This is a genomic window from Streptomyces sp. NPDC049585, from assembly GCF_040675615.1.
GTDB classification, from domain to species: domain Bacteria; phylum Actinomycetota; class Actinomycetes; order Streptomycetales; family Streptomycetaceae; genus Streptomyces; species Streptomyces luteosporeus.
In genome coordinates, this window is the sequence record NZ_JBFAPE010000043.1 from 1 (window position 1) to 16842 (window position 16842).

Consider the following 16842-nt stretch of genomic DNA (forward strand, 5'->3'; position numbering starts at 1 on the left):
CGGGCCTGTTCGTTGGCGAAGTCGACCTGGGCCTGGGAGATGGACACCCCGTCCACCTCGCAGCCGAAGCGGGCGTTGGCCATGATGCTCGAACCGCCGCGGCCGCAGCCGGCGTCCAGCAGACGGTCACCGGGCCGAATGGGGCCGAGGTGGTCCAGCAGGACGTCGGCCTGGGCCGACTCCAGGCGGTGCAGCTCCTCGATGATGCGCGCGTCCCGGGTCTCCTCGGGACCCTCCAGAACGGACGGGTCGTACTCACCCAGCCCGTAGTGGTGGTGATAGAGACCGTCGACGTCGCCCAGGCGCAGGTTGACCGGGTCCTTCTCGTTGTTCCAGTACTCGGCCACCGACTTCTGGTAGGCGGTGCGCAGCACGGGGGAGGGGACGGGGACAGTGGTCATCAGGGTTCCTCGGAGTGTTTCAGCTGTTTCAGGGGGTCGTGTAACGGGAGCTGCCGCTGTGCCATTCGCGGTTGCCGCCCAGCCAGGCCCACACGCCCGCCAGGAAGCGGCGCAGCGCGGGCGAGCCGGCGGCGGCCAGGGCCGCCGCCTCGGCCTCGAAGGTGCGCACCAGCTCGTCGTGGATCCGCGCACTGCGCTCGACCGCCTCGCGGGGCGAGCAGCGTTCCTCCGCGGCGATCACCGCGGGAAGGTTGAACTCCACGGCGGAGGAGTGGTCCTCCTTCGCCATCGAGTACAGGTCGTTGACGAGCGTGGCGGCCGTCGACGCCATGGTCACCGCCCGGCGCACCCGGGCGTCGGCGTACTCGGCGGCGGGCAGCGCGTACCCGCCCACCACGTCCACCAGCGCGATGCAGGGCAGGAAACTGTTGATCTGGCGGTGCGCCAGGTACTCCCACACCGCGGGCACGCGGCCCTGGGAGCGCCAGGAGCCCTCCTGGCCGTAGCCCACGAACAGCACGGCGATCTCGTGGCGCAGCCGGCCCAGCTGGGCCGCGTCCGCGTACCGGGACAGGTGCGCGAAGCCGGAGCGCAGAGCCGTGCGCACCGGATCCTCGCGCAGGGCCTGCTCACCGGCCGGCACGTAGCGGGCCGGCAGGTGCGAGGGGTCGACGGCCGTGTACGCCAGGCCCAGCTGCGCGCCGAGCAGCACCGGCGCGGAGCCCATCGACTCGTCGTCGCAGTAGTAGTCGTCCGTGGCCCACTCGGCCAGCGCGCACTTGCCGGCCGCGAGCAGCCGGTCCGGGTCGTCGGTGTCGGGGTGGGCCAGCATCATCAGCCGCCCGAAGTCGGCCGCGCGCACGCGCTCCAGGCGCCCGGCGTACAGGCCGGTCTCCCCGGCCCACGCCAGGAGCGCCTCGTTCACCTCCGCGGCGAGCGCCGGGTCGTCGCGCACGGCGGGCGGGCAGTACAGCTCGGGGACGCCCGCGCCCGCACCCCCGGCCGCCGCCGGTGTGCGGGGCGTCAGGCGGGCGGCGGAGGTGCCCAGGCCCGTGGGCCCGCCCGGCACGGTACGGGCGGCGGGCCCGGGCGGCGAGAGCAGCGCGGCCACGAGCCCGGCCACCTCGTGGCGGGCGGCGGGCGCGGTCATGCGGGACAGCAGGGACACCGGCTTCTCCTTCGGCTGGGGCGGCTTCAGGACGGGGTGCCGAAGACCTCGACGTTCTCCAGCACACCGAGCGCGTCGGGCACCAGGACGGCGGCCGAGTAGTAGGTGCTGACCAGGTAGGACATGATCGCCTGGTCGTTGATGCCCATGAAGCGCACGTTCAGACCCGGCTCGTACTCGTCCGGTATCCCGGTCTGCCGCAGCCCGACGACGCCCTCCTCCTTCTCGCCCAGCCGCATCGCCAGGATCGAGGAGGTGCCCTCCTGCGAGACCGGGATCTTCCCGCAGGGCAGGATGGGCACGCCCCGCCAGGCCGGCACCGGGTGCCCGGCCACGTCGGCCGTGTCGAACGCCAGCCCGCGCTTGTTGCACTCCCGGCCGAAGGCGGCGATCGCCTTCGGGTGCGCGAAGAACGCCTTCGTGCCGCGTCGCATGCTCAGCAGCTCGTCCATGTCGTCCGGGGTGGGCGGACCGGAGTGGGTGGAGATGCGCTGGCTGTGGTCGGCGTTGTGCAGCAGGCCGAACTCGGGGTTGTTGACCAGCTCGCTCTCCTGGCGCTCGCGCAGCGCCTCGATCGTCAGCCGCAGCTGCTGCTCGATCTGGTCCATCGGCTCGTTGTAGAGGTCGGCCACGCGCGTGTGCACCCGCAGCACCGTCTGCGCCACGCTCAGCTCGTACTCGCGCGGCGCCAGCTCGTAGTCGACGAACGTGCCCGGGATGACCGGCTCACCGGTGTGGCCCGAGGCCAGCGCGATCTCCGCCTCGCCGCGCCTGTTCCGCGGCCGCGCCCGCTCCGCCTCGCGCAGGCGCACGTGCTCCCGCAGGCCCGCGCTGCGCCCGGCCACCTCCTCGTACGCCGCCCGCGGCAGGGACAGCACCGTGCACGCCGTCAGTGCCCGGGCCGTGAACTCCCACGTCCCCGGCTCCCGGCCGACCGCCTGCGCGCCGAGGAACCCGCCGTCGGCCACCACGCCCCGCCGGGCGTCCTCGCCGTACTTGGCCGGCATCAGCTTCTCCACCTTGCCGCGCACGATCAGATGGACGTGGTCGACGGGCCGGCCCCGCTCGGCGAGGACCTCGCCCGCGGCGTGCTCGCGCTGTTCGAAGCGCCCGGCCAGCGCCCGCAGCACCTCGTCGTCCGCGAACCCGCGCAGCAGCGGCAGCTCGCCGAGCTCGGCCGGGACCACGCGCACCGCGGCGCCGTCCTGCACGAAGGTCACACGGCCGTCCCCGACCTCGTACACCAGCCGCCGGTTGACCCGGTACGCCCCGCCCTTGACCTCCACCCACGGCAGCGTCCGCAGCAACCACCGCGAGCTGATGCCCTGCATCTGCGGCACGCTCTTGGTCGTGGTCGCCAGGTTCCGCGCGGCGGCGACCCCGAGCGCGAGCTGCGCCCGGCCGGCGCTCTCCTCGGGTCGCTGCGGGGGCAGTGCGGTGGACATGCGGGTCCCTCCGGGGGCGGGGCGGTGATCGGCAACGCGCAAGTGAATCAGCGTCAGATGATGTTGGTCGAGTGGCGGGCGGGTCACCTGAAGTGATCAGGCCAGGTGACGGGGCGGCGACATGTCCGGTTGGTAGGAGTCGGACCCTTGGGACAGCGGGGTTCGGCGCGCCTCGCCGGGCCGTAGCCGCCGGCCGTGGGGTGGCCGAAAACAAGTGCCTCTACCCTTGTGGCGCGAGGTTGTCAGGCGACGGACAAGAAGGAACGGAGAGTGCTGTGACGTCGGGGGAGACAAACGGCACAGAGCTGACCGGAAAGCTCCTCGGAGGGCGTTACCGGGTCACCGCGGTCATCGGACGCGGTGGCATGGGCGTCGTCGCCCGGGCCACGGACGAACTGCTCGGCCGCGAGGTCGCCGTCAAGGTCCTGCGCGCCTACACCGACGCCTCCGCACCCGAGCTCACCGACCTGCGCGAGAGGATGCGCCGCGAGGCGCAGGCCGCCGCCCGCATCCGGCACACCGGCGTCGTCACCGTCCACGACGTCACCGAGCAGGACGGCCTGCCCGTCATCGTCATGGAGCTCGTCGACGGCCCCTCGCTCGACGACGTCCTCACCGAGCGCGGCACCCTGCCGCCCCGCGAGGCCGCGGCCATCGGCGCCAAGCTGATGGACGCCCTCGACGCCGCCCACCGCGCCGGCGTCCTGCACCGGGACGTCAAGCCCGCCAACGTCCTGCTGGAGCGCGGCGGCAGGGTCGTCCTGACCGACTTCGGCATCGCCTCCGTGGACACCGCCGGCGACGACGCCATGGACCGGCTCACCCGCAGCGGCGAGATCATCGGCTCCCTCGACTTCCTGCCCCCCGAGCGCGCCCAGGGCGAGGAACCGGGCCCCGCCTCCGACATCTGGGCGCTCGGCATGACCCTGTACGCGGCCGTGGAGGGCGCCTCACCGTTCCGCCGCACGTCCGTGTGGTCCACGATGACCGCCATCGTCAACGAGCAGCTGCCCGAACCCCGCAAGGCCGGAGCCCTCACGCCCGTCCTGCTGGCCCTGATGGCGAAGCGACCGGAGAGCCGACCCACGGCCGAACAGGCCCGGGGCATGCTGGAGCGGGTCGCGGCGGGCGGAACGGTCAAGCTCGTACCGGCGAACAGGGCGGACGAGGGTGCGGCTGCTGGGGCTTCTGGGGCTCCGGCGGCTTCTGGGGGTTCGGCGGTGCCGGCGGCGTCTGCAGGTCCGGTGGCTCCTGCTGGTGCGGTGCCGCCGGGTGGTGCGGTGCCGCCGGCTGGTGCGGTGCCGCCTGCGACGCTGGTGGCCCCTGCGACTGACGTCCCTGCGGCTGCCGCCGCGCCGGCGCCGCCCCACCAGCCCCTCCCGCAGGCCCGCCCCACTGCACCGGCCCCGCCCGTCCACCCGTACCCCCAGCCCCCGTACGCCGGCGGGCAGGCGATACCGGGCCCGCCGCCCGCCCCCGCCCTGCCGCTGCCGAGCGCCCCGGACGAGGGCGGCCGTGCCCGGCGCCGCAGCCGTACCGTCGTCGCGGCGGTGACCGCCGCGGTCGTGCTCGCGGGCGGCGGCATCACCTACGCCCTGACGGGCAAGGACGGCGGCAAGGACGGGGACGACCGGACGTACGTGGCACCGCCCGCGGTCAGCGGCTCCCCGTCGTCCCGGCCGGGTGACATCGAGGGGATGATCTCCGCCTCCCCGTCCCCGGTGCTCTCGCCGTCACCGTCGGGGAAGCCGTCCGCAAGCGCGTCGCCCAGCGCCTCCGCGTCGGCCTCCCCGAAGGCCAAGCCCAGCAGCACCGTGACGAAGAGCTGCACCGGTTGGAGCCACAAGGACCCCAACCCGGGCACGTACAGCTACGTCAACGGCAACTTCAACGTCTACAAGGGGCCGTACGCGGCGTGCTCGCCGCAGGCTCCGGCCAAGCTGAACACCAAGGTCTGGCACCACTGCTACGTCACCAACGCCTACGGCCACAAGTGGATCTACGTGCGGCTGGAGGGTACGAACACGGCGGGCTGGATGTCGGAGTCCAACCTCAGCCGTCAGAAGGGTTCGGACACTCCCTGTTAGTCGCGTTGGCCGCGCCGGCCGTCAGCACCGCCTCCGCCACGCGGTCGCGGAACCAGCGGTGGCCCGGGTCGGCCGCGTTGCGCGGGTGCCAGGCCATCCCGAGGTCGAGGGGCGGCAGGTCGAGCGGGACGGGGAAGGTGCGCAGCCCCAGTGCGGCGATGGCGCCGGGGAGCCAGTCGGCCAGGGTGAGCGCGACGAGGTCGGTGTCCCGGGCGAGGATCATCGCGGCGGTGTGGCTGGGGACGACGACCGCGACCCGGCGCCGGAGCCCGCGGTCGGCGAGCGCGGTGTCGATGGGCCCGAGGCGCTTGCCGAGCCGGGAGATGCCGATGTGGTCGGCCGCGGCGAAGCGGCGGGCGTCGATCCGCCCACCGAAAAGAGGATGACCGCTGCGGGCGACGCCGACCAGCGGCATCCGGACGATGGGCCGGGTGCGGATCTCCGGGTCCAGGTGACCGAGGACGCCGAGCTCGAGGTCCACCGAGCCCTGCCGCAGCCCCGGGCCGCCCTCCAGGGCCTCGGGCAGGAAGACCACGTCGACGTGCGGGGCCTCGACGTGGAGCCGCTCGGTCAGCGGCCCGGCCAGGCCGGCCAGGAGCCCGTCGGTGGTCTGCACGGTGAAGGTGCGCCGCAGGTGCGCCGGGTCGAAACCGGCGCCGGGCCGCAGGACGTCGTCGCAGGCGCGCAGCAACGCCCCCACCTCGTCCCGCAGTTCCAGCGCCCGCGGGGTGGGGACCATGGCCTGCCCCGCGCGGACGAGCAGGGGATCGCCGACGGCACGGCGCAGCCGGGCCAGCGTACGGCTGACCGCGGCGGGGGAGGTGCCGAGCCGCTGCGCGGCACGGGAGACGCTGTTGTCCTGGAGCAGGGCGTCCAGAACGCGCAACAGATTGAGATCCATCGGAAGTAACGCTCCTGACCTGCATTTTTACGCGGGACGCAACTATAGGATGCCGATCTTTGCATTGTTGTGGCCGCTCGCGCTGCGGAGAGTGGGAGGTGCCCAGTCAGTCCCGAGCTTGGAGCCCTCCATGCAGCAGAACCCCCGTGCCGGCCGAGAAGGCGACGTACTGGCCGTCATCAGCCAGAGCGGAGCGACGGTCTCGTTCTTCGACGCCGCCGACGACCGGCTCCTCGGTGCGGTGGAAGTCCCCGCCGAACCGCACGAGTTGTGCTTCGACCCGACGCAGCGTCTGCTGTGGTGCACCACGGCGTACCACTCGGGCTACTACCACGCGAACAGCGGCCGGCGCACCGAACTGACCGCCATCGACCCCGACACGCGCCGCATCGTCGAGGTCGTCGACCTCGCCCCCGAACACGGGCCCCACGGGCTGGCGCTGGATGCCACGCGCGGTCGCCTCTACGTCAGTGTCGAGTCCTCGGCGGACCGGCCCGGCGGCGTCGTGGTGATCGACACCGGGACCCGCCGCCCCCTGGGCCGGATCGACACCGACGCACCCGGCCCGCACTGGTTCGCCATCGACCCGGAGGGGAGGACGGGGTACGCCACGAACAAGGAGGCGCCGTTCGTGTCGGTCGTCGACCTCGACAAGGGAACTCTCACGGCGAAGATCGAGGTCCCCGGCAGCGAGGGCCTCGCGGTCTCCGCCGACGGCCACCACGTCTACGTCGCCGCCCCCTACGCCGGCTTCCAGCACCCCGGGAAGCAAGCGGCCCCCGGCATCCGGGTCGTCGACGCCGTCACCGCATCCGTCGTCGACACCCTGGCCACGGAGAACATCGTCCTGCCGGTGCACCTGACGTCGAGGGGCATGCTGCTGGTGGGCGAAGTCCGCATGGAGCCCGACCCCGCATCCGAACTGGGCCGCCAGCTCCCGGGCCGCCTCACCGCATTCGCCGCCGACACCCGCGAACGCCTCGGCGAGCTGGAGGTGGGCCTCTTCCCGCTGACCATCACCTCGTCCCCCGACGGCAGGCTCGCCTACGTGTCCTGCATCGTCTCGTCCACGGTCAGCGTCGTCGACCTCGAGACGTTCAGCGAACTCTCCCGCCTGAACATCCCCCGCCCCGCCGAATCCGGCGCCCACGGCCTGGCGTACATCCCGCGGGCGGCCTGAGGACGAAACGACTGCCGGCCGTTGCCCTCCCAGGAAAATGGGAGGGCAACGGCCGGCGGTACGGAGACTCAATGAGTTGGCCGGCAGGCGCCGAAGCCGCAGCCTGAGCCGTGCGTCACCCTCCAGCCGCGCGATCCGCTCCTGCATCCGGAGGATCCAGCCTCCCGGGCCCTTGGAGCGAAGCGGCAAGAATACGGCAGACTTCAACTCGTTGATGCTGGTCACAGCCGGCCATCAGGCGGTCCAAGCGACGGAGTACGGCCACGTCCCGCCCACAACGGACGACCAGGCCAAGGGCCATGCAAGCCGCGATTCCGAGCAAAGCCACGAGCGGGGTCACGATTCGTAGCCTTCCCGGATGTATTCGTTGATCTCCTGAACACCGAATGGGCTGCGACCGTACAGACATGTCGAGTGCCGCCTCAAGATGACGATGTCGCCACCGAGCAGGATGGATTGGGGCGAGGCCAGCTCAACCGCATCACTCGGCGGCACGCCGTCGATGAATCCATGGGCCAAGAGCGTGGCGCAGAGAGCCTCGACTGTGTCACCACAACACCACTCGATCACGAGATCACCCGAATGATGTGTATAGCAGTTGGCGAAGCCGTGAGGCTCCGCCGCCCGATTGACCAGGGCAGGACGACGCAGGAGCCGGCTCAACAACAGATCACGTAGCGGTACATCGGCGAAGGATGGAATGGACTCTGCCCACTCGTCGGCCTCAAGCCTCTCTTCCGGCGAAAGGCCTCGCGTGTCCCCCAGAAGGGTTTCGCCGTCACGCGCCGTCGGCAGGCGCCAGGCTTGGCCGTCGGTTCGCGTCACGGCGATGCGAGCCGAGCTGAGCGCATCACCGAGGACGATTGCCCGGCTGCTCAGTTGAACGCGCAGGCCGGCCACACCGCGAATGCCTCCGTAGTGCTCGTCGAACCGTGGGAGGAGTTCATGAACCACTTCATCGGCCATTGCGGACTCCAGGACCAGCTCCAGGTGCTGTGCGGTCGCTCTTACCTCCCGTACACCGAAGAGCGCACCGTTGAGCTGACGGTCCTGAAAGCCGTCGGCCAAGACGTGGGTGATATGCGCTTCCAGCCGACGTTGGTGCGATGCCGATGCGTCGGGGACCGGTGATCCGAGATAGACCCGGACTTGCTTCGCCAGCCTCGAAGCCGTCGACTGCTTGAGGGTTGTCTGACGACAAAGCCTCTTGGCCAGACGATTGGCGTTGCGTGACCTGGACATGCGTCGCCCCTTCCACTAGCCGCCCGGCAACGGCAGGAGAGACCGATCGAATGTCCGTAGGTGCTACGAAACGCTGATGCTGCGGGTGACTCTCAAGAGCCCTCTGCTCACCTCGGCGCCGGGACACGAGTGTTGTGAGACACGCTGCCGCAGCAACGCTGCCCACGAAAGTACACCAACAGCCCGAGATCACGTGGGCTCACGGAGATATCCATCCGTGGAGCTGGTCGCCCGCTTCGCGAGCCTGTCGGGCACCAGGCGGACAGATTCTGACCTAGATCGCCTCTATCGTCGCCGTTGGCAACCGACACCGGCGGAAGGAACCGTGATGCCCGAGCAGACCAACACCGCACCGTCCGGCTACACCACCGTGGCTCCCTGGGTCGTCACCGACGACACAGGAGCATTCCTCGACTTCGTCTCCCAGGCGTTCGGGGGCGAGGAGCTGGCCCGCGTGCGGACCGAGGACGGCTCGGTCGGGCACGGCGAGATCAGGGTGGGGGACACCGTCGTGCTGGCCTTCGACCGGCGCGCGGACTGGCCCGCGATGCCGAGCCTGCTGCGTGTGTTCGTCGCCGACGCCGACGGGGCCTTCGCCCGGGCCGTCGAGCCGGCAGCCAGATCGTCACCCCGCTCGCCGACGACGCCTTCGGACAGCGCGGCGGGCGCATCAGGGACCCCTTCGGCAACATCTGGTGGGTGGTCGCCCGCGTCGAGGACGTCTCCGAGGACGAGATGTGGAAGCGCCTGCAGGACCCCGCGTACACCCACGTCATGCAGGTCGCCCAGGAGACCCTCGACGCCGAGCTCAGCGGCCGCGACAGCGGCCGCAGCAGCGCCCCGCTCAGGCCGGCCGCCTGACCGGGGCAAAAAGCCTGAGGCCGCGCCCTCGCTGCTCGCGGCCCTGTTCTGCGGTGCGACGTCCGGGATGTCGTGATCAGTATGGGCAGCTACCGTGGAACTGAAGCGATGTGCTCCGGTGGACTATGCACGGGGGTCTGTGATGCAGAGCCGGACCACCGAGCGTCCAACCCGCGTCCGGGGTCGCTGTGGGAGTGATGGTATGTATGCGGCGGTTGAAAGGGAGTCCAGGCGCACCGGCCGGGCCGACCGGGCCAGGGGCAGGCTGTTGGGGAGGCCTCCGGTTGGGCCGGGCCCGTTGTGGAAGTCGACGTGCGCATAGGGGGAATTCCGCCGTCGATGCCGCTCTGCCCTGCCTTTCGCATCCCGGGTGGATACGCTGGCCGTGCACCCCTTGGAGGACACCGTGACCATCGACCCCCAGCACCTCGCACTGCTCGAAGAAGCCCAGCGGATCGCACCCAAGGGCGTCAAAGTCGAGTACACCGATGGAACGATCATCATGCAGGCGGCACCGACGGTCATTCACCAGCGCAACCTGTTTCACCTGCGTCGGCAGTTCGACGCCCACCGGCCGGACGCCTTCATGCCGACCGAGAATACCGACCTGGAATCCCCCCACGCGGCGAAGCTCCGTAACCCTGACCTCACCTATCTGCCCGAGGAGGTCATGGAGAGCGAAGGAAACACGGCACCGGCCGATGCCGCGCTCATCGCGGTGGAGATCGTCTCGCCGTCGAACCCGGAGAACGACTGGGTGGGCAAGCTGCGGGACTACGCGGTCATGCGTATCCCGCTCTACCTCATCGTGGACGCCCGCGACTCCACGGTGACGCTGTTCTCCGAGCCCGACCACGACCGGTACCACACGCGCACCGACCGGAAGTTCGGCGAGACCGTCCGCATCCCCGAACCCTTCGGGTTCGACCTGGACCTCTCCCGGCTGAACCCTTACAGCTGAGGACCGAGCAAGACCTTCTACTTGATCAACCCTCGCCCCGCCCTGCTTCGGAGTCGGTACCGCCGTTCAGTTCCTGCCGTACCTGCCGCCACGCGCGAATGATCTGCGGCAGCCTCGACAGCACCTCGCTGATCTGCGCCAGCAGCAGCGTGACGCAGCCGAATGCGGCGAGGATGACCAGGGTCACTTCGTCCCACTTCATGGCGCTGCCTCCGCCTTCTGCTGAGAAGGATCGCGCCGCGTGCCATCACAGGTGTCGGCCAGTGTGTTGCTGGTGCTTTCGGGCATGTCCATACCTCACGCCACCCCGGCTGGCACTTCAGGTCGCATACCTGGTGAACCACTGGTGTCAGTCTGCGGAGGCTGGGCGAACCACGCCCATGTGCGGCGTCCTCGGGTGCCGGGGCCCGTAGGAAAATGCCGCCCACCGACTCTCCGCGAGCCGGATGCATCCAGGTATTTCCGGGTGCGAGCCCTTTCTCGACCCGACCCTGTCAGTGCACGGGCGGGCCGGGTGGCGGCGCGTTAGCCGAACAGGGCCTGTCGGGACATCCAGTCGAGGGCATCCGCCCCCAACCGGTCGGGCGCTTCGAGCAACGCGGCCTCCACTGCCGCGAGGTCGGACAGTGCCTCGGGTGCGCCCGACCGGTCCAGCTCGGCCAGACGCTCCATCGCCGAGGCGGCGGCCCCGGGCCAGCCCGGCATTCCGAAGTGGGCGGGGGCCTTGAACGCGGCCGAGGCGGCTCTACGCAGCAGTGCCGCGCGCCAGCCCTGTTCACGCATCACCTCAGTGGTGGAACGGACCCGAGCGTCGACGTGCTGGACGAACTCCGTCACGGATCCGGACACGGCCCGCAGCGTGAAACGCGAGCCGCCGGCCCACGGAAGGTCCACGTTCGAGGCGACGGCCACGAACGCGCGCAGCGCCTCGGGCCTGTCGTCCCGCGCAGCCGCCAGCGCCGCGCGGGCCCTGCGGTACAGATCGACGCTCTGGGCGAAGATCTCCCCATCGCTCGGCCCGCCGTCGGCCGCGTGGATCAACTCGAGCGGCCCTTCACGCCAGGCGTCGGCGACCAGACCGACCGCCGCCGCGCTCAGTAGGACGTCCGTGTCGTTCGCGTCGATGCCGAAGTGGGCCAGGACAACGGGGAACTGTTCCTCGATGTCCGGAATCGGTGAGCGCTCTTCCTCGGCCTCGGCCGGCCCCAAGAGCGTCCCGAGCAGAGACGACAGGGGTTCGGGTTCCGGCTGTTTCACGGTGATTCCGTGTCTCGCCAGATCCTCGAAGACGGCGTCGGGCCCGCAGTCGATGTGTGAGGAGTCATGGCGTCCCGAGCAGTCTTCCGGGCACTCGAGTTCCTCGCACATCTCCGGTTCCGCGGGCTGCGCCTCATTGATCAGGTGGTAGACGAGCCGGTCTGCCACCGCCTCTCGCGCCGTGATCATAGCCAGGTCGAGCCGGAAGGCCTCGTCCCTCAGCTCCGAGTCCTCGCGATCCACAGAGGCCGGCGGCTCGGGTGCGTCCGGGATCCAGGCGTGCGCCGATTCCAGTGAGACCAGCAGCCAGGCGACCTGCAGCGCCTCGGTCTCACCCTTCCCGGCCAGCCCGGCCACGGCCTCTGCGGCCTGCCGCACACTCTCGAGCCGGGCGAGATGCCGCTCGCGCACGGGCAGCCAGGCCGCGGACTCCGCTTGGGCCCGCTCGGCGTCCTGGGCCAGAGCGGCGTCGCGGGTCCGCCGCGCCCGGGTGATCAACCGGGTCAGGCAGGGACGGCACCCGAACAGCCCGGACGTCCGTGTTGGCCCAACCCGAAGGGGGGACCGGTCTCCAGACTGCGGGGGACCGTGCATGGCGTCGTTCCGGCCCGTAGCACCAGGTCGGCTGGATACCCGCGGAGGGGCTGACGGAGGTCCGGTTTGACCGGGCGGAGCCGCAGGAGGCCACAGCTGTGGTTGTCCGGCACGCCGGCGGACCGGTCACCGCGTTTACGTCGCCGCGTGTGGGAGGGTCCAGCAGGTGCGCGAAGGGTTCACTGCGCGGTTGTCCGGCAGCAGTGGCGACAGGATGTGGCACATTCGATTCGGATCGGCTGTTGATTGGTCAGTTCAGGTCCCCTGATTGGGAACTGGAAATCGCCTGTCGTGGTGGGAAGTAACGTGCGCGCATGGCAGAAGACTCTACCGAATCACCCGATAGTGACAAGAACGGGACGGCTGCACCAGAATGATTCCGGACCTCTTTAGCGCGACCAGCCAACTGGCCACAGCCCCGAGTGCGCCCCCTCTAGGGGCGCAGCGGAGCAGGTGGATGCAGCAGGCGTCATCCGTACCGAACCTCCAGTGCGGGAAGGACGAGATGTTCCCGCTCACCCTTGAGCTCGTTCGCCGGATCGGCGCTGGCGAGGCCACGGATCTCGACGCGCGGCCGCAGCTGTCGAGTGTCGAGTCGTCGAGGTCCTGGCGGCAGTACTCGTACGCGCTGCGTCCGATGGGGTTGGCCCAGAATCGAAAAGGAGTTCTTCAGCTGACCCCCGAGGCCTCCGAACTGCTCGCGGACGAGTCGCGCTCACGTCTCGCCTCGTTGATGGCCGAGCGGATCCGGCTGTTCGCCGAGGTGCTCGGGCTCCTCGTGCGCGAGCCGCTGACGGTCGAAGAGGTCAATGCCGAGTTGATCGAGTCGTACAACCTCGACTGGGCGAGCGTCAACAACACGCGTCTCCGCATGACCTGGCTCGAAGTCTTGGGGCTGACCGAATGGCTGGGAGAGCGGAAGCAGAGCGCGACCGCTGAAGGACGGTCGCTCTTCGCCACCTGGGAAGTCGTGACGCCTTCGGCCCTGCCCATGCACGACTCGGACGAAGCGGTCGACATTCCCGAAGCCCCGGAGGAGATCGCCGCACTCCTCGCGCACCTGGCCGCGACCGACGGCGCCCAGGAGGCCAGGAACACCTACAACATCTGGGTTCCAAGCCCGAAAGAGGACCCCAACAAGATCGAGAACTTGCGGACGTGCATCGCGGCCGCAGAGGATCAGATGGAGAAGGGCGCACTGCTGGGCTTCATCGCGGACCGGTTCGGCCTGAAGCGCAGCAGCGTCGACAGCATGCTGCCGTTCATGCGGGCCGCCGGGCTGCTTCTGGAGGTCCGCCGCGGGGTGTTCACGGCAACGCCGGCCGCCAAGGCGTGGCTGCGGTCGGGATCGGACATCGACTTCATCCGGATTCTTCACGCGAACATGAAGTTCGTCGGCGAGCTGATCCGTGCGGCGAAGGCCAATGTTCCGAGGAACGACGTGTACGGGCAGGGCATCACGTACGGCTTGAACAAGGACAAGGTGCGGTGGCTCACGGCCTTCATGGTCGAATCGGGCCTGCTCATCGAGACGTCCTGGTCGTCGGTCCAGGCTACGACGACCGGGCTGCGTCTCATCGAGACACTCCCCCTCGCCGAACCGCACCTGTCGGAGGCCGCCGTGGAGCTGTCGCCGGACCTGGCGCAAAGCACGTCGTGCGCGCCGGGCGAACTGGACAAGCTCTCGCTCATCGTGGAATCACTGACGCGTAGTTCCGTCGACCCGGGCGCCGATGGCTTGGCATCCGGCGCGGCGTTCGAGGCGTACATCGAGAGCGCGTTCAGGCACATGGGCTTCCGCGCTCAGCGCATCAGTGGTTCCGGTGACACCGACATCCTCGTGCAGTGGTACGACGGCAACGGGGCGTTGCGGACCGCGATCGTGGACGGAAAGTCGACGTCATCCGGTCGGGTCACGCACAACAATGTGAGCGACGTGGCAATCGACACGCACAAGGAGAAGCGTTCCGCGGAGTACGTGGCTATCATCGGCCCAGCCTTCGGCGGCGACACGATCAAGAACATGGCCAAGCGGAAGCAATGGGCGCTCATCACCGCCGACGAGTTGGGCCAGGTCGTCAGCTCCGCCGAGGCCCTCGGCTTGCGGCCGGCGGATGTCGGGATGTTGTTCGAGGCGCCGGACGGGCTGTCCAGGCTTGCCGGGCTCATCGACACGCGGCAGCGTGAGCTCGACATCCTGTCCCTCGTCATCTCCCGACTCAAGACCGAGTCGGAGACGGAGGAGGCCGTTTCGGCACGCGATGTCTCGTTGATCGAGCGCGGGTCGCCGTTGGCACCGAACATCGACGAACTGCTCGACACGTTCAGGCTGTTCGACCGCCTCGACCTGGACATCGTGCGGAGCATTGAGGACGCGCAGGATCCGCGCTATGCGACCTACCGGATCGGTGACGCGCGATCGGCGGCGAAGCGCCTTCGCGCCATCGCGACTTCGATCGAGAGGGGCCTCTAGATGTGCATCTGCCGGAGCTCGGTTACACCTGGGCCCCGGTCTTCTGCTTGAGACGTTCCTAGGGGGCTGGCCGCCGAGAGCGCCGTGTGGGCGGTGGAAGTTGTAGCAGTCCTCCCATTCTCGGAGTTTTTCGTGAGGACGCCGGTGCCGTCAATGACGACACCGGCGAGCATGTAGTAGAACTCCTCAGCGTCGATGCGGTGGGAGCGTTCGACCTACAAGGTGGGTGGCGATCTCGCAGGCGGCCAGGGCCAGACGTACACCCAACGCGCTGCGTTGGAGGAGGAAATCGCCGCCAGCGGGCGCGTGCTCGGACACAGCGTGCTCGGCGAAATGGGCGGCCCGCTGCGGGGCGGCGACATCCTCGCCAGTGCTACGCAGCACCAAGTCGACACCTACTCCCGGCCCGTCGTGCGTGCCTGCTGCTTCTCCCTGACCGAGACTGACGCCGGCTCCGACGTGGGTGCGATGCGCACCGCGGCCGTGCCAGCGCCCGGCGGGTACCGGCTCACCGGGCACAAGGTCCTCTCCAGCGCCGGGCCAGGTCGCCGACTTCGCCATCGTCATCGCCCGCATGGACAGCACCGAGAAGGCGTTCTCTGCCTTCGTGGTTCACCTCGACAGCCCCGGCTGCCGGGTCGAGAACGGCGCCACCTCGATGTCCGGCGAGCACATCGAGAGCGACATCGGCCTCGATGACTTCTTCGTGCCCCCCCGCCAACCTGCGCGGCCGCGAGGGCGGTTGGACCCGAGGCACACGCCCGACGAGCTGGCGGAGACTCTGGGACCAAGGTGGGCCGCCAGGGGTTTGCGGTCAGGCACTACACAGAACTCATGCCGAGATCGAACTCAGTGAACTCTCATTTCACATCGCGAGTCCCGGAGCATTCGGCGCGAGTCGGCCAGCCGGCGGTTCCGCAGGTCCGAGGAGGTCCTACAGGTCGAAGTGGGGATGGGACCGAATCTGACCTGCATAGACGTGACGCTCCTGAGAGATCGGATGTACAAGCGGTGCACGTGGTGGGGAGGCGGCCGAGTATCAGCGTTTCGGTCGGCGAGCGGCGGCGCATCTTGTCCCCCATGGACATACCCCAGGGGCGGCTCGACGACTTAGTGCAGGCCATCAATGATCTCCACGCGGCGACGGTGCGCGACGAGGACGTACGTCTGGCTTCCGAAGCCGCTGCCGACCTCCATTCGGGCAGCGGCTATCTCTGCGCGCCGACGGAGGTCCTTGAAGCTTTCACGCGGGCACTCGAGGCCGGCTACGCAGCGGCGCTCCAGGACATGCGGCGAGGCAAACTCGACGCCGAAATCCAGGGCTGGCGGCCCGCGCTGTTCGACGGCGAGTGACCCGTGCGGCCTCGCCTCACGCGGCCGACCGGTAGCGCCGACCGATCGCCTTGCCGGTCTTCTCGACGGCCCCGGTCACGCGATGGACGTAGCGGCGGAGGGTGAACGCAGGGTCCTCATCGCCGAGGGCCGCCGGCTCTTCACCGGCCCGCCTGAACTCGCCCTCACCAGTCCGCGCGGCACCCTGCATGTCATGGTCAAGGGCGGCGACTGGGTCTTCGGCTCCCACCTCGTCGCCGAAGCCCTCCAGGCCGTCGGCCTCACACGAGCCCAACTCCCTGCCCGCCTGTTCTGCCCGCAGATCGTGAACGACACCGGCGCGAAGCTGTCCAAGTCCCTGATACGCGAAGGCCGTGCACCCTTGCCCGACGGCGCCGCTGACTGGATGCTCGACACCCGGCAGTGGCCCGGCTCGTTGCCCAAGTACGCCGACCAACTGCTAGCCCTGACCGAGACCTTGCTGTCCGACCCCCGCCACTTCTTCCGGTTGTACTCGGCCGCCGAGATCGGCCGCCTTATGACGACACCAGTACCCAGGAGCGTCCCCGCCGTATGACCGACACCACCGCCCGCATCCGCGAACTCCACCTCTACCGCAAGTATTTCGAGCTCGTGGCTGCGGGCGCCAAGACCATCGAGGTGCGGGTGAAGTACCCACACCTGGAAGACCTCGCAGCCGGCGACACCATCCGATTCCGCATCAAGGGCACCGAAGAGACCTGCGACGTCAGTGTCTTGCGCGTCACCGAGTACGAGTCCTTCGAGGCCCTCCTCGACGGCGAGGGCCCCGCCAAAATGAACCCCAGCGCCAGCCGCGATGAGCAGCTCGCCAACATCCGCGTCATCTACCCATCAGAGAAGGAAGCCCTCGGCGCCCTCGCCATCGAGACGGAACGCCTTGACTGAGAGGACGCGGCAT

13 protein-coding genes and 2 pseudogenes are annotated in these 16842 nt (G+C 69.6%); 8 read left to right on the forward strand and 7 right to left on the reverse strand.

The genetic code is table 11. The features are described 5' to 3' along the window. The 3 genes from AB0K17_RS27930 to AB0K17_RS27940 form a co-directional block, all read right to left on the reverse strand. Positions 1–401: class I SAM-dependent methyltransferase (locus AB0K17_RS27930; protein WP_365984666.1), on the reverse strand; the 401-nt coding region annotated here is incomplete at its 3' end. Between the two features lie 28 nt (positions 402–429). After that, entirely contained in the window at positions 430–1569 is a 1140-nt protein-coding gene (locus AB0K17_RS27935) for a family 2 encapsulin nanocompartment cargo protein terpene cyclase (protein WP_365984667.1), read from the reverse strand. A gap of 26 nt (positions 1570–1595) precedes the next feature. Then, positions 1596–3014, reverse strand: a complete 1419-nt coding sequence (locus AB0K17_RS27940; RefSeq protein ID WP_365984668.1) for a family 2B encapsulin nanocompartment shell protein — start codon at positions 3012–3014, stop codon at positions 1596–1598. Positions 3015–3289: 275 nt separating this feature from the next. Here AB0K17_RS27940 and AB0K17_RS27945 point away from each other — a divergent pair, with 275 nt between their 5' ends. Then, positions 3290–5101 (forward strand): serine/threonine-protein kinase, encoded by a 1812-nt coding sequence (locus AB0K17_RS27945; protein WP_365984669.1) that lies wholly within the window; start codon positions 3290–3292, stop codon positions 5099–5101. On the opposite strand, the gene AB0K17_RS27950 is transcribed toward AB0K17_RS27945, so the two are convergent. Beyond that, entirely contained in the window at positions 5067–6002 is a 936-nt protein-coding gene (locus tag AB0K17_RS27950) for a LysR family transcriptional regulator (RefSeq protein ID WP_365984670.1), read from the reverse strand. The two genes, AB0K17_RS27945 and AB0K17_RS27950, sit on opposite strands and share 35 nt — an antisense overlap. A gap of 130 nt (positions 6003–6132) precedes the next feature. Between AB0K17_RS27950 and AB0K17_RS27955 the strand changes: the two genes are divergently transcribed. After that, a complete protein-coding gene (locus AB0K17_RS27955; protein WP_365984671.1) occupies positions 6133–7182 on the forward strand; it encodes a YncE family protein in 1050 nt (349 codons plus the stop codon). Positions 7183–7518: 336 nt separating this feature from the next. Here the strand turns inward: AB0K17_RS27955 and AB0K17_RS27960 are convergent, their stop codons facing one another. Further along, positions 7519–8424 carry a hypothetical protein gene (locus tag AB0K17_RS27960; protein WP_365984672.1) on the reverse strand — a complete coding sequence of 302 codons (906 nt, stop codon included), beginning with the start codon at positions 8422–8424 and terminating at the stop codon, positions 7519–7521. Positions 8425–8752: 328 nt separating this feature from the next. On the opposite strand from AB0K17_RS27960, the pseudogene AB0K17_RS27965 reads away from it, so the two are divergent. Further along, positions 8753–9285: pseudogene (locus AB0K17_RS27965) on the forward strand (VOC family protein). 406 nt (positions 9286–9691) lie between these two features. After that, the gene (locus tag AB0K17_RS27970; RefSeq protein WP_365984673.1) at positions 9692–10246 is read left to right on the forward strand and encodes a Uma2 family endonuclease; all 555 of its coding nucleotides are present in this window, start codon (positions 9692–9694) and stop codon (positions 10244–10246) included. A 25-nt stretch (positions 10247–10271) separates the two neighbouring features. Here AB0K17_RS27970 and AB0K17_RS27975 read toward each other — a convergent pair whose 3' ends face one another. Both AB0K17_RS27975 and AB0K17_RS27980 read right to left on the reverse strand, forming a co-directional pair. Further along, positions 10272–10448, reverse strand: coding sequence for a hypothetical protein (locus tag AB0K17_RS27975; RefSeq protein WP_365984674.1), 177 nt, complete (start codon positions 10446–10448; stop codon positions 10272–10274). Between the two features lie 323 nt (positions 10449–10771). Next, a complete protein-coding gene (locus tag AB0K17_RS27980; RefSeq protein ID WP_365984675.1) occupies positions 10772–12001 on the reverse strand; it encodes a hypothetical protein in 1230 nt (409 codons plus the stop codon). A gap of 601 nt (positions 12002–12602) precedes the next feature. On the opposite strand from AB0K17_RS27980, the gene AB0K17_RS27985 reads away from it, so the two are divergent. The 4 genes and pseudogenes from AB0K17_RS27985 to AB0K17_RS28000 all read left to right on the forward strand — a co-directional run bounded on the left by AB0K17_RS27985 (position 12603) and on the right by AB0K17_RS28000 (position 16829). Then, positions 12603–14570 carry a restriction endonuclease gene (locus AB0K17_RS27985; RefSeq protein ID WP_365984676.1) on the forward strand — a complete coding sequence of 656 codons (1968 nt, stop codon included), beginning with the start codon at positions 12603–12605 and terminating at the stop codon, positions 14568–14570. Positions 14571–15650: 1080 nt separating this feature from the next. Continuing rightward, positions 15651–15923, forward strand: coding sequence for a hypothetical protein (locus AB0K17_RS27990; RefSeq protein ID WP_365984677.1), 273 nt, complete (start codon positions 15651–15653; stop codon positions 15921–15923). Positions 15924–16077: 154 nt separating this feature from the next. Continuing rightward, positions 16078–16479, forward strand: a pseudogene (locus tag AB0K17_RS27995) (hypothetical protein); the annotation flags it as partial. Further along, positions 16476–16829 (forward strand): ASCH domain-containing protein, encoded by a 354-nt coding sequence (locus AB0K17_RS28000; RefSeq protein WP_365984678.1) that lies wholly within the window; start codon positions 16476–16478, stop codon positions 16827–16829. The pseudogene AB0K17_RS27995 and the gene AB0K17_RS28000, both read left to right, overlap by 4 nt. Positions 16830–16842 lie beyond the last annotated feature (13 nt).